The 11500-nt window shown below is 70.8% G+C and carries 14 protein-coding genes and 1 pseudogene; 6 read left to right on the forward strand and 9 right to left on the reverse strand.

Annotated elements, in window-relative coordinates:
* From AB0946_RS28145 to AB0946_RS28155, 3 genes and pseudogenes are all read left to right on the forward strand, one after another.
* A pseudogene (locus AB0946_RS28145) lies at nt 1-197 on the forward strand (hypothetical protein); the annotation flags it as partial.
* Between the two features lie 132 nt (nt 198-329).
* Nucleotides 330-941 carry a TetR/AcrR family transcriptional regulator gene (locus tag AB0946_RS28150; RefSeq protein WP_366763449.1) on the forward strand — a complete coding sequence of 204 codons (612 nt, stop codon included), beginning with the start codon at nt 330-332 and terminating at the stop codon, nt 939-941.
* Between the two features lie 351 nt (nt 942-1292).
* On the forward strand, nt 1293-2756 hold the full coding sequence (locus tag AB0946_RS28155; RefSeq protein ID WP_366763450.1) for an NAD(P)/FAD-dependent oxidoreductase: 1464 nt from the start codon (nt 1293-1295) through the stop codon (nt 2754-2756).
* Between the two features lie 196 nt (nt 2757-2952).
* Here the strand turns inward: AB0946_RS28155 and msrA are convergent, their stop codons facing one another.
* The 5 genes from msrA to AB0946_RS28180 form a co-directional block, all read right to left on the reverse strand.
* Complete coding sequence (gene msrA, locus AB0946_RS28160; protein ID WP_366763451.1) at nt 2953-3468, reverse strand: peptide-methionine (S)-S-oxide reductase MsrA; 516 nt, start codon at nt 3466-3468, stop codon at nt 2953-2955.
* Between the two features lie 218 nt (nt 3469-3686).
* A complete protein-coding gene (locus AB0946_RS28165) occupies nt 3687-4058 on the reverse strand; it encodes an SgcJ/EcaC family oxidoreductase (RefSeq protein ID WP_366763452.1) in 372 nt (123 codons plus the stop codon).
* A complete protein-coding gene (locus AB0946_RS28170) occupies nt 4055-4360 on the reverse strand; it encodes a muconolactone Delta-isomerase family protein (protein WP_366763453.1) in 306 nt (101 codons plus the stop codon). Before AB0946_RS28170 ends, AB0946_RS28165 begins: the two co-directional genes overlap by 4 nt.
* Nucleotides 4361-4411: 51 nt before the next feature.
* Nucleotides 4412-5023, reverse strand: a complete 612-nt coding sequence (gene wrbA / locus AB0946_RS28175; protein ID WP_366763454.1) for an NAD(P)H:quinone oxidoreductase — start codon at nt 5021-5023, stop codon at nt 4412-4414.
* Between the two features lie 184 nt (nt 5024-5207).
* Entirely contained in the window at nt 5208-6131 is a 924-nt protein-coding gene (locus tag AB0946_RS28180; protein ID WP_366763455.1) for a LysR family transcriptional regulator, read from the reverse strand.
* A 223-nt stretch (nt 6132-6354) separates the two neighbouring features.
* Between AB0946_RS28180 and AB0946_RS28185 the strand changes: the two genes are divergently transcribed.
* Nucleotides 6355-7068: an SDR family oxidoreductase gene (locus tag AB0946_RS28185; protein WP_366763456.1), complete on the forward strand. Its 714-nt coding sequence runs from the start codon at nt 6355-6357 to the stop codon at nt 7066-7068.
* 152 nt (nt 7069-7220) lie between these two features.
* A complete protein-coding gene (locus tag AB0946_RS28190) occupies nt 7221-7868 on the forward strand; it encodes a TetR/AcrR family transcriptional regulator (RefSeq protein ID WP_366763457.1) in 648 nt (215 codons plus the stop codon).
* Between the two features lie 105 nt (nt 7869-7973).
* Here the strand turns inward: AB0946_RS28190 and AB0946_RS28195 are convergent, their stop codons facing one another.
* The 3 genes from AB0946_RS28195 to AB0946_RS28205 all read right to left on the reverse strand — a co-directional run bounded on the left by AB0946_RS28195 (nt 7974) and on the right by AB0946_RS28205 (nt 10187).
* The gene (locus tag AB0946_RS28195; protein ID WP_366763458.1) at nt 7974-8546 is read right to left on the reverse strand and encodes an ester cyclase; all 573 of its coding nucleotides are present in this window, start codon (nt 8544-8546) and stop codon (nt 7974-7976) included.
* Nucleotides 8547-8702: 156 nt separating this feature from the next.
* Nucleotides 8703-9176 carry a VOC family protein gene (locus tag AB0946_RS28200; protein WP_366763459.1) on the reverse strand — a complete coding sequence of 158 codons (474 nt, stop codon included), beginning with the start codon at nt 9174-9176 and terminating at the stop codon, nt 8703-8705.
* Nucleotides 9177-9284: 108 nt separating this feature from the next.
* A complete protein-coding gene (locus tag AB0946_RS28205) occupies nt 9285-10187 on the reverse strand; it encodes an NmrA family NAD(P)-binding protein (protein WP_366763460.1) in 903 nt (300 codons plus the stop codon).
* 217 nt (nt 10188-10404) lie between these two features.
* Here AB0946_RS28205 and AB0946_RS28210 point away from each other — a divergent pair, with 217 nt between their 5' ends.
* The gene (locus tag AB0946_RS28210; protein WP_366763461.1) at nt 10405-10710 is read left to right on the forward strand and encodes a hypothetical protein; all 306 of its coding nucleotides are present in this window, start codon (nt 10405-10407) and stop codon (nt 10708-10710) included.
* A gap of 306 nt (nt 10711-11016) precedes the next feature.
* Here AB0946_RS28210 and AB0946_RS28215 read toward each other — a convergent pair whose 3' ends face one another.
* The gene (locus AB0946_RS28215) at nt 11017-11436 is read right to left on the reverse strand and encodes an ester cyclase (RefSeq protein ID WP_366763462.1); all 420 of its coding nucleotides are present in this window, start codon (nt 11434-11436) and stop codon (nt 11017-11019) included.
* Between the last annotated feature and the right edge of the window lie 64 nt (nt 11437-11500).

An 11500-nucleotide genomic window follows, 5' to 3' on the forward strand; every position in this document is an offset into this window, starting at 1 on the left:
TAGATTCTCTTGCGATCTGGACGATGAACCGGCCCGGCGCGGAGCGGCCCGGCCGGCTCGTCGTCCACCGCGGCGCCTTCAGCCAGGCCGAGACGCGCTGGGCATCCCGGCAGACCGACGTCCGTCTCGTGGACGGCCGCCGGTTGCGCCGCTGGGCGGCCGGCACACCGCTCGACAGCCTGGAACGCAGCCGCTGACGAGCACGGGAGCCGTGTGCCCGAACGGACCGGCAGCAGGCGGGTCACCCGTTGACACCGGGAACGGGCGGCACGCCTTTACCCGGCGGGATGGGCCTCCCCTCAATAGTCGATCGGTCGTATAATGGCGTCATGGGACGGACAAGTGACGCCAGGAAAAAGATCCTCGACGCTGCGCAGTCACTCATCGAGCTGCGTGGCTACTCGGCGCTGGGCGTGGCCGAGATCTGCAAGGCCGCTGGAGTACCGAAGGGCAGCTTCTACTACTTCTTCGAGTCCAAGGAGGCTCTCGCCCTGGCCGTCCTCGACGAACACTGGGAGACCCAGCGCGGGGACTGGACCCGGGTTCTGCAGGGCGACGGCGAACCGCTGTCGCGGCTGCGCCGGCTGTTCGAGGAGACCGAGGCCGGTCTCCTCGCCGGTCAGCAGAGCTGCGGGACCGTCTCCGGGTGCATGTTCGGCAACCTCACCCTGGAGCTGAGCAACCAGACGGAGCCCATCCGCGAACGCCTGCAGCACATCTTCGACGCCCAGGTGGAGATGGTCGAGAAGGTCGTCACCGAAGCCCAGGAGCGTGGGGAGGTCACCGTCGGCGACGCGGGAGACGCCGCCCGGTCGATCGTGGCGCAGCTCGAAGGCCAGGTGATGTTCGCCAAGCTCTACAACACCACCTCGACGCTCGGCGGACTCTGGGCCAACTGCCTGGCGCTGCTGAACGCCCGGCCGGTCGCGGCCGCGTCCTGACGGCACGACGGGACCGGAGGTCCAGGCACGTCGGCGGCCCCCGGTCCCGGTGACCGGGGGCCGCCGTCGTACGCCGGACACGCTCGCGCCGGTCCGGCAGACGGCGCACCGGGCGCTGCGCGCAGGGCCCCGCGCCGTCACGGTGACACGGTGCGCTCGTACAGACCAGGGCATAGGGTGTGAATCGTCCATTCCTCCGTGTCTCGTGCGACAGCCCGGCGAGGAGACATCGCATGGCCGGGATGGCCACCTCCTTCGCGCGCAGGCGCATCCCAGTGGAACGCTCAGCCCGCTCCGAACGGCAGCGAGCGGCTCCGGCCGACGAGGCACGACCGAGCCTCAGGAGCAGTGATGAACGATGTCTCCCGCGCTTACGACGTCATCGTCATCGGAGCCGGCCCGGCCGGTGAGAACGTGGCCGACCGCACCCGGGCCGCCGGGCTCGGCACAGTCGTCATCGAGCACGAACTGCTCGGAGGCGAGTGCTCCTTCTGGGCCTGCGAACCCAGCAAGGCGCTGCTGCGGCCGGTGATGGCGCGGGCCGATGCCCGCCGGGTCCCCGGGTTCCGCCAGGCGGCGGACGGGCCGTTGGACGTGCCGGCGGTGCTCGCGCACCGCGACACGATGGCCGAGCACTGGAAGGACGACGACCAGGTCGACTGGCTGGACTCGGTCAGCGTGGACCTGATCCGCGGTCACGGCCGGCTCACCGGCGAGAAGCAGGTGGCGGTGGAGACACCCGAGGGCGACACGGTCGGCCTCACCGCCCGGCACGCCGTCGTCGTCGCCACGGGCACCGGCGCGGCCCTTCCCGACCTGCCCGGACTCGACTCGGTACGTCCGTGGACCAGCCGTGAGGCGACCAGTTCCTCCGAGGTACCCGGGCGGCTCGTGGTGGTCGGCGGAGGTGTCGTGGCCGTGGAGATGGCCACCGCCTGGCAGGCCCTCGGTTCCCAGGTGACCATGCTGGTCCGCAGCGAGGCCGGGCTGCTTCCCCGGATGGAACCGTTCGCCGGTGAGCTCGTCGCGGAGGGCCTGCGCGAGGCGGGGGTCGACGTTCGTCTGGGAACCTCGGTGATCTCCGTGACGCGCCAGGAGCCCGCGGCCGGCGAGGTCAGGGTCGAGCTCAAGGACGGGACCGAGATGACCGCGGACGAGATCCTGTTCGCCATCGGCCGGACCCCGCAGACGGGCAAGCTCGGTCTGGAGACCATAGGGCTGACGCCCGGCGACTGGCTGCGGGTGGACGACACCTGCCGGGTGACCGCCGTCCCCGACGGCTGGCTCTACGCCGTGGGTGACGTCAACCACCGGGCGCTGATGACCCACCAGGGCAAGTACCAGGCCCGGATCGCGGGCGCCGTCATCGGCGCACGCGCGCGGGGCGAGACCCTCGACGAGACCAAGTGGGGCGCTCACACGACCACCGCCGACCTCGTGGCCGTACCCCAAGTCGTCTTCACGGACCCGGAGGTCGCGTCCGTGGGCCTCACGACACGCGAGGCCGCACGCACCGGACGCCGGGTCGAGGTCGTGGACTACGACATCGGGCTGGTCGCGGGTGCGCGTCAGTACGCGGAGGGCTACCGGGGTACGGCCCGCATGCTGCTCGACGAGGACACCGGCGTCGTCCTGGGAGTCACCTTCGTCGGCCCCGGCGTCGGGGAACTGCTGTACTCGGCGACCGTCGCGGTGACGGCCGAGGTGACCGTCGACAGGCTCTGGCACGCCGTGCCGGCCTTCCCGACGATCAGCGAGGTCTGGCTCAGGCTGCTGGAGACCCACCGGCACCGGGGGAACGCGGAACCCTGCTGAACGCCTTCCCGCCGCCCACGCCGTTTCCCAGCCGCCCGACGTGGCGCGGGCGGCTGGACGCGCGGCACATGACAGGCCGGAGCCGCTCCCCTTCTGCGTGTCCGCGCGACGAACGCGAGAACGGCCGCGGGACGAGCCGGTGAGGCTCGTCCCGCGGCCGTACCGCAGGGAGGGCGGCCTCGCCGCCCCGTGGGGTTCAGACTTCCGCGCGCTTCGGCAGCCGCCAGTTCGGGCGCGGGAAGTGGCAGGTGTAGCCGTCCGGGTAGCGCTGGAGGTAGTCCTGGTGCTCCGGCTCGGCCTCCCAGAACGGACCGGCCGGGACGACCTCGGTCACCACCGACCCCGGCCACAGCCCCGACGCCTCCACGTCCGCGATGGTGTCGAGCGCGACGCGCCGCTGCTCCTCGTCGAGGTAGAAGATGGCGGAACGGTAACTGGCCCCGATGTCGTTGCCCTGCCGGTTCTTCGTGGTCGGGTCGTGGATCTGGAAGAAGTACTCCAGGATCGTGCGGTAGTCGGTGACGGTCGGGTCGAAGGTGATCTCGATCGACTCGGCGTGGTTCCCGTGGTTGCGGTACGTGGGGTGGGCCAGGCTGTCGTCGCCGCTGTAACCGACCCGGGTACGGGTCACGCCGGGGAGTTTGCGGATCAGTTCCTGCATGCCCCAGAAGCAGCCGCCGGCCAGCAGCGCCCTTTCCTCGATGTCGGTCATCAGTTCTCACCCTTCCCCTCCCCCAGCGACCGGAGGAGTTACACCGATACTATGACGCACAATTCGTCACCTGTCAAACTGGTGACGTTCGGGTAGGGTCCTCCGCCTCAGCCCCCGGGGCACACGTGCGGTTCGGTGGCGATGCGTCGAGGGTGCGCCTGCCGATCACGGGAGCCTACAGGGCGGCGGAGGAGGGGCATCGCGACGCGGGAAGCACGTCAGTCGAGCTTCGTCACCTGGTAGTGGGCGATGTACCAGCGGTCGGAGACGCGCTTGAGCACGAGGCCGAGGGTGACGTGGATGGCCGGGCGGTCGGTGAAACCGAAGTCGACGTCGAGATAGCCGAACAGGACGTCGTCCGCGAGGCTCCGCGTCTCCAGCACCCGGTACTCGGCGGTCAGCCCGATCGGCTGGGAGCCGTAGTACGCGGCGACCCCCGGACGGCCCACGCTGTAGGGATGAAGCCCCTGGAAGACGGCGTCCTCCGTGAAGAGCGCCGCGACCCGCTCCGGCTCATGCGCGTCGACCGCGCTCTTCCACTGGTCCACCACACCACGCAGGACCGCTTCGTGTGCTGCTGTACCGCTCATCGGTCTTCTCCTCCAGTGGGGCCCGGGTCGTTGGGATGTGGCTGCAAGGCGGTGATCTCGGCGGTCATCCACGGCCACAGGGGCAGCGTGCCGAGCACCCCCTCCCGCAGATCGGCCTCGTCGTCCGCGCGCCACACACCGATGCTGCGCAGCTCACCGACCGGGCGCCACAGCCGGAACAGGCGCCCGGCGGCGGCCAGCTCTCCGGCCCGGACGGCTTCGGCCGCGCGCCGCCGGTCGACCTCGGCGGGGTCGGTGCCCTCGGGCACGGTCGTGGTGAGCACGACCAGGAATTCCCTCATCGTCGTTCTCCTCTCTTGGTACAAATCTGGCAGGCGTGTCCGGCGCTCCGCTCAGGCGGCGGTCCGCAGGGCGGCGGCGATCTTCACGACGCGTTCGGCCTGGATGGCGGCGGCGAGGCGGGTGGTCTCGCCGACGGGCTTGGTGCCCTGGCCGTCGGCGTGGGAGGTGCCGTAGGGGTTGCCGTCGACGAACTTCTGCGGGTCGGTGAAGCCCGGTGCGACGATGATGCCGCCGAAGTGGTGGACGGAGTTGTAGAGCGCGAGCAGGGTGGACTCCTGGCCGGCGTGGTCCGTGGCGGTGGAGACGAAGCCGCTGTACACCTTGTCCGCGAGCTTGCCCTCGGCCCAGAGGCCGCCGAGGGTGTCGATGAACTGCTTCAGCTGCGAGGAGACGTTGCCGAAGCGGGTCGGGGTGCCGAAGATGACGGCGTCGGCCCACTCGATGTCCGCCGTGGTGGCCTCGGGGATGTTGGCGATGGCCGCGTGGTTGGCGGCCCAGGCCGGGTTGGAGTCGATGGCGGCCCGCGGGGCCAGCTCGGCCACCTTCAGCAGGCGCACCTCGGCACCCGCCTTCACGCCGGCGTCGTGCAGCTCCTTGGCGATCTCGGTGATCGTGCCGGTGGACGAGTAGAAGACGATGGCGAGCTTGATGGGAGCGGACACGGGAGTTCTCCGTTTCGTGGGACTGTGTCGACCTGTTGAGTCGACCGGTCACCTAAGCTAGACGACCGGTCTACTTCCGTCAAACGTCAGCACTTGCACGGCCTGGCCGTGCGCCGCTCACACCAAGGTGCCGCTCACCTCGCGACGACGGCTCCGGGGCGTCCTGCCGGCTGCCGGGAACCGGTCAGCGGCGGTGCGGATCGTCGTCGGGGAGCCATGCGTCCGGGTCGTCCAGGCCGCAGTCGCCGACTCCCTCCGTGAGGGCGTCCACGGTGCTGAGCACGGCCGCGCGTTTCTCGTCGCGGCGCCACACCAGGGACCACGTCCAGTAGACCTTCGGCCCGGACACGGGGCGCGCCACCAGATCGGGCGGCAGCGATGTCCCTTGCGCCTTGGGGCAGTTGAGAACCGGGCGGCGCGCACGCCGTACGTGGTCGAAGAAGCCCGGACCGGTGATCCCCCCGTCGGATACGCGCACCGCACGGGCGCCGGTGTCGCGGGCCAGCCGCTCGGCGTAGACGTTCCAGGACAACCATGTCGTGACGTCGGTGTCCGTGAGGACGAGGAGGTCCTGGGCGCGGACGTCGTCCGGCCGGCGGCCCGCGGAGACCGCGTACAGGCGGTCCGCTCCGATGAGCCGGGCGTTGAGGCCGCGTTCGTCCAGGTCCTGCCGGCGGACCCAGCACACCGCGAGGTCGAGACTGCCGTCCGCGACCCGCGCCGCCTGGGTGTGCGAGGGCGCGATCCACGCGTCGACGTGCACCCGGGCCACGGCCGAGGTCCGGGCCGTCAGGTCGGGTGGCAGCCAGTTGACGTAGCCGATCCGGACGGATTCCGAGCCGGCGATCCTGGCGGCGCGGCTCCGGAGGTCCTCCGCGCGCTCCAGCAGGTCGCGCGCCTGCGGAAGGAGCGCCGCACCGGCGGCCGTGAGGGCGACCGAGCGGCGGTCACGGTCGAACAGCCGCACGCCGAGGTCCCGTTCCAACGCCTTGATCTGCTGGGACAGCGACGGACCGGCTATCAGCAGCCGGTCCGCGGCACGCCCGAAGTTGAGGTCCTCGGCCACCGCTACGAAGTACCGCAACTGACGCAACTCCATGAGGCCCATGCTACGGAGCGGTGACCGGGACAGTCCCGGGGCACCTCCGCGACGTGTTGGCTCCCAGCTGGTAGGCGCAGGCTCCCACCGCAGGTCAGAGGGGGTGGAACGGCGACTGCCGTGCGGAACGGGGTGGAATTAGCCGACTGGTCGTCTGGTTGTCCGACGTGACCGCCCGACGAGGACCGGTCGGCACCACCACCGTCACACCCCGAAAACGAAGAAGGCAGTCATGAGCAACTCCGGCAAGAAGGTCGCCGTCATCACCGGTGCTTCCCAGGGCATCGGCGCGGGCCTGGTCGAGGCGTACCGCAAGCTCGGTTACGCCGTCGTCGCCACCTCGCGGACGATCGCCGCCTCGGACGACCCGGACGTCGTCACCCTTCAGGGTGACATCGCCGACCCCGCCACGGCCGAGCGCGTCGCCGCCGCCGCGATCGAGCGGTTCGGCCGCATCGACACCCTGGTCAACAACGCCGGCATCTTCGTCGCCAAGCCGTTCACCGAGTACACCCAGGAGGACTACGACGCCGTCACGGGCGTCAACCTGAGCGGGTTCTTCCGGATCACCCAGCTCGCCGTCGAGCAGATGCTCCGTCAGGGCGGCGGCCACGTCGTCCAGATCACCACCAGCCTGGTCGACCACGCCCTCTCCGCGGTGCCCTCGGCACTGGCCTCCCTGACCAAGGGCGGCCTCCAGTCCGCCACCAAGGCTCTGGCCATCGAGTACGCGACCCGGGGCATCCGCAGCAACGCCGTCTCCCTGGGGGTCATCAAGACCCCGATGCACTCCGAGGAGTACTTCGAGACGCTCGCCGCCCTGCACCCGGTCGGACGGATGGGCGAGATCGGCGACATCGTCGACGCGGTCCTCTACCTGGAGGGTGCGCCGTTCGTCACCGGCGAGGTCCTGCACGTCGACGGCGGCCAGAGCGCCGGCCACTGACGCCCGGCCCGGCGGTCACCCATCGCGGGACCCCTGGGCACATCGACGGGCCGCTGATCACGAGCGTGATCGGCGGCCCGTTCCGCATATTTCGGGGTGTTATGGCACCTAATCAATAGAGCCGGGCGGATCAGCGCCGTTACCATGACCGCATGCCTGCCAAACGCCCGTACGTCTCTCCCCTGCGCCAGCAGGCAGCCGCACGCACGCGCGCGGAGATTCTGCGGTGCGCCACCGACCTGTTCGCCGCACGCGGTTACGGCAGGGTCACCGTGGCGGACATCGCCACGGCGAGCGGAGTCTCGGCCAAGACCGTCTTCGCCAGCGTGGGCAGCAAGGGCGACATCCTGGACGAGATCGTCGACCAGGGCGTGGTCGCGTCGGACTACGAGAAGGCCATGCGGCGCGTGCTCGCTCTGCGCACACCGGAAGCCGTCCTGGAGGCGCTGGCGCGGGGCACACGGATCGGCAACGAAGGACAGTTCCAGATCCACGAAGCGATCCGGGCGGCTCTGCCCGTCCACGAGAACGGCGAGGCTCTGTGGGAACGGGCGACCTCGGCCTACCGTGAGGCCCTTCGGACAGCGGCTCGCCACCTGCACACCCTGACACCGGCACCCGACCGCCCCGAGGAGGAGACGGCGGATCTCCTCTGGTTCTGGTTCGGCCCGACCGGCTGGCGCACGCTGGTGCGGGAGAACGGCTGGTCCTGGGAGCGGGCCGAGGCCTTTCTGCTGCACACGGCCGTCGCGACCCTGCTCTGCCGGGCGTCCGCACCGGAAGACCAGCCCTCCGAGTAGGGCGGAGGCGCCATGGCGGAGCCATGGCAGCCGACGCCGCCTCACGGCACACGTGCCGGCCCCCTCCGCCAGGTGCGGTGCACCGGGCGCGGGGGGGCACTTCGTTCAGACCGTGGTGTCGCGCGGCAGTGCCGCGGCGGCCTCGGCCGCTCGCGCCGTGACCTCGGAGGCGGCTTGTGCGGCCCGGCCGGTCACCCGCCAGGACAGCATGCGCAGCCCGGCGGCCGGGCCGGGAGGAAAGACGCCCAGCTGACCGAGCATGGTGAGGTCGTCGCGCACGGCTTCGTGCCGGACGACCTTGCCGTCGCGCAGGTCCAGCACGTGGATCTGCTCGAAGTCGATCTCCCGGCCGGTGGGCGGCACGACCTGGTCGACCCCCTGGTCCCCGAAGAGGACGAAGGCACCGGTGTGCCGGCCCTGCATGCGCAGCCGAACCCACGCCTGGGAGTCGTTGGTGACGACGTCGGTCACGGGCAGCCGGAGATCGCCGAACGCGTACCGCATCCACGCGCTGGAGGCGAGCACGCCCGCCGGACCCTGGATCCGGCAGGCCGGAGGAGACACCGCCGCCTCACGGTTGTGGAACTCGTCGTGGACGACTTCGGCGGCCAGTGCCGGATCACCGGTCTCCAGGACCTTGAAGAGCGCGTGACCGAGGTCGTAGGCGTGCATCGCCATGTGGTCTTGCCTTCCCTGTGAAGGTGGGCTGCGGACGGACGCCGGCGAAGGCATCCCGCGAATTGAGGTCATACATTACCTATTGAATAGTCGGTGCATGAACCCTCGGGCAGGCGAGACCGCGCCTCCTCGGCAGCAGACCCATGGGGCAGGCCGTCAGCGGCCGGGGAACCGCTGCGTGATCTCCTGGAGGACCCAGCCGTTGCCGTCGGGGTCGCTGAAGGTGGCGTAGGACCCGTAGCTGGCACGCTCGGGGTGCGGGCCGGCGATCCGCTCCTGGCCCGGGCCGTCGTGCACGACGTCGCCGGCATCGTGCCCGTGGAAGAACAGGCCCTTGCCGTCGTGGAACACCTCGCTCACCTCGATCCCGCGGCCCAGGAGCGTCTCGCGGGCCTCTTCGACGTCCGCGACGACGAGGTACAGGCCCTGGGCCGAACCCGGCTCGGCCGTGGTGAGGCCCGTACCGAAGATGATCGACGCCTCGGAGCCGGGCGGCGTCAGGTGCACGACCCGGTAGCCGTCGGTGACGTCCTTGGCGAGGTCGAGCCGGAACCCCGCCTGCTCGTAGAAGGCCCTGGCGCGGTCGACGTCCGAGACGGGCAGGACGAGAAGCTCGAGTTTCATGGTCATTTCCTTGATCGCTTTCGTTGTGCGTGTCGCGCGCGGGTGCGGGACACATGGCGGAGTGCGGGACACAGGAAGGGCACGGGTCCGGCGCGAGGGGCAGGGCTCGGCAGGTCAGCCCAGGTAGAGGTTCTTGCGAGCCGCCACGAACTCCTCGACCGTCCGGGCGGGGGTGCCGGTCAGACGCTCGACGTGGTCGGACGCCCGGTCGTAGCGGTTCTCCTGGTGCAGGCGGCACATGGTGAGGATGTGCTGTTCGATGTGTGGCGGCAGGCCGATCGTGGAGAGCATCTCCGCGCGCCACTGTTCCAGCGGCACGTCCACGTACGAGACCGGCCGGCCCAGCGCCTTCGCGAAGGTCTCGGCCATCTCCGTCATGTCGAGCGTGCGCGGGCCGGTGAGTTCGTAGACGTGCCCCACGTGCGGGGCGGGCTCGCGCAGCACGGTCGCGATCACCCTGGCGACGTCGTCCACGGCGACCGGAGAGGTGCGCCCCGTGCCGAAGGGCAGTTCGATGGTGCCCCGCGCCGGGATCGTCCGTGCCGGGAGCGCGGTGAACAGCGGATTGTCCAGGAACGAGGTCGGACGGATGTGCACCACCGGCAGGCCCGACCAGTCGAACACCTGCTCCGCCAGCCAGTGCAGCCGCTGCTGGTGGGACTCGGCCGTACTCGTGGCGGTCATCTGCGACACGGTCATCTGCGACAGGTCGACCAGGGCCTCCAGCGTGCCGTGCTCCCGGGCGACGCTCGCCACGACGGTCGCCGCGAGGAGGTGGTCCGGTGAGACGGGCATGGCGAAGTACATGCTCCGGGCGCCTTCCAGGGCGGTGGCGACGGTCTCGGGGCGCGTGAGGTCACCGAGGACGACCTCGGCCCCGAGGGCACGGAGCCGCGCGGCCCGGTCGTCGTCCCGGCGGACCAGGACGCGTACGGCCACGTCGTGCGCGCGCAGCCTCTCGACGACAAGGCGGGCTACGCCGCCCGCTCCTGCGATCAGCGCGTGGTGATGAGTCATGGGTTCGGTCTCCTTCTTCGGGGGTGGGTGAGATCGCATGCGCGTCGCCGCGCGGAATCGGGGGCGCGGCCGTCCGGCGGAGCTCCAGCGGGTGCCGCGGGAAGGCCGAGGGAGGGGGTGTGATGACCCCGACGTGAATTAGGAGCATATGCTCGCATTAGACGGAGGGCAAGCGGCGCCCGCCGTGCCGTCCCGGTCCCGGCGCAGGGAGGTCCCGGTGATCGGCTCCTCCGGGGGCGGCGACGACACCCACCCCGGGGCGGTCCGGCCGTTCGGCATGATCTCCTGGAGCCCGACGAACATCGCTGGTGACCGGACGGACGCCGCCGGCGCCAACGGCTACGCGTACGACACACCGCGCGTCCGGGGCTTCGGCCTCACCCACGTCAACGGCGCGGGCTGCCACCCGGGAGCCGCGGGCGACATCCCGATCATGCCCTTCGTCGGCGCCGTCCCGTCCTCTCATCGGTCAACGGCAGCGAGGACGCGGAGATCCACAACGACCCCGCCCACCGCAGGGTGACGGGAGGCCGACGTCACCCTCCGCCCCACCGACGGCACCGTCACGGACTGGGCCGGTACGACAGTCCACTTCGGTGAGGACACCGCGCTGACGGCCCGGTACCACGTCAACGGGACGGCGGACGGGCGGGCCGTGCGGATCCGGCACGTGGCCCTGCGCGTCGATCCGCGGCGGACGGCCGAGTCGGTTACCTAGACGGCGGCGAGCAACGTGACGGTCTTCGCCCTGAGCGGCCGTGCCTGATCCCCGGGCCCTTGCCGCAACCGGGCCCGGACACCTGCCGGCGCGGCCTGGGCATCCGCGGCGTCACCCGTCCCCGGTGAGACCCAGTTGCCGCAGCATGCCGAGCTCGTCACTGCTGCCCCAGCGTTCGACGAGCCTGCCGTCACTGTCGAAGCGGCTGATCTGCATGCCCCGGTAGCTCACCTTCCTGCCGGTGGGCGGGTGCCCCATCAGTGGTCCGAGGTGTGTGCCGCTGATGGTGTAGGCGAAGGCCAGCTCGTCGTCGGTGGCCACGAGGTGTTCCACCGCCACGTTGAGGTCCGGGAAGGCGGCGCGGAGTTCGCCGAACATCGCCTTGTACCCGGCCGGCCCGGGCCCCTGGCCGGGGGCGGGGTCGTGATCGATCGAACCGGGCGCCACGACCCTGTCCAGGGCGTCGAGGTCTCCGGAGATGACGGCCTCCGCGAAGGCGGTCTGGGCGGCGATGTTCGTCTGTCTCGACATAGCGCTCCTCCTGCGCCGAGTAGGCCACCGATCCGTGGTGGCCGGACTTCCGCGGGCGCCCGCG

It is taken from the genome of Streptomyces sp. NPDC046870 (assembly GCF_040704595.1).
Lineage (GTDB): Bacteria > Actinomycetota > Actinomycetes > Streptomycetales > Streptomycetaceae > Streptomyces > Streptomyces argyrophylli.

Bases quoted from the DNA above. Each gene is read 5' to 3' on its own strand.
- AB0946_RS28150 (WP_366763449.1), top strand. From the start codon at position 330: ATGGGACGGACAAGTGACGCCAGGAAAAAGATCCTCGACGCTGCGCAG.
- AB0946_RS28155 (WP_366763450.1), top strand. From the start codon at position 1,293: ATGAACGATGTCTCCCGCGCTTACGACGTCATCGTCATCGGAGCCGGC.
- msrA (WP_366763451.1), bottom strand. From the start codon at position 3,468: ATGACCGACATCGAGGAAAGGGCGCTGCTGGCCGGCGGCTGCTTCTGG.
- AB0946_RS28165 (WP_366763452.1), bottom strand. From the start codon at position 4,058: ATGAGCGGTACAGCAGCACACGAAGCGGTCCTGCGTGGTGTGGTGGAC.
- AB0946_RS28170 (WP_366763453.1), bottom strand. From the start codon at position 4,360: ATGAGGGAATTCCTGGTCGTGCTCACCACGACCGTGCCCGAGGGCACC.
- AB0946_RS28180 (WP_366763455.1), bottom strand. From the start codon at position 6,131: ATGGGCCTCATGGAGTTGCGTCAGTTGCGGTACTTCGTAGCGGTGGCC.
- AB0946_RS28185 (WP_366763456.1), top strand. From the start codon at position 6,355: ATGAGCAACTCCGGCAAGAAGGTCGCCGTCATCACCGGTGCTTCCCAG.
- AB0946_RS28190 (WP_366763457.1), top strand. From the start codon at position 7,221: ATGCCTGCCAAACGCCCGTACGTCTCTCCCCTGCGCCAGCAGGCAGCC.
- AB0946_RS28195 (WP_366763458.1), bottom strand. From the start codon at position 8,546: ATGGCGATGCACGCCTACGACCTCGGTCACGCGCTCTTCAAGGTCCTG.
- AB0946_RS28200 (WP_366763459.1), bottom strand. From the start codon at position 9,176: ATGACCATGAAACTCGAGCTTCTCGTCCTGCCCGTCTCGGACGTCGAC.
- AB0946_RS28205 (WP_366763460.1), bottom strand. From the start codon at position 10,187: ATGACTCATCACCACGCGCTGATCGCAGGAGCGGGCGGCGTAGCCCGC.
- AB0946_RS28215 (WP_366763462.1), bottom strand. From the start codon at position 11,436: ATGTCGAGACAGACGAACATCGCCGCCCAGACCGCCTTCGCGGAGGCC.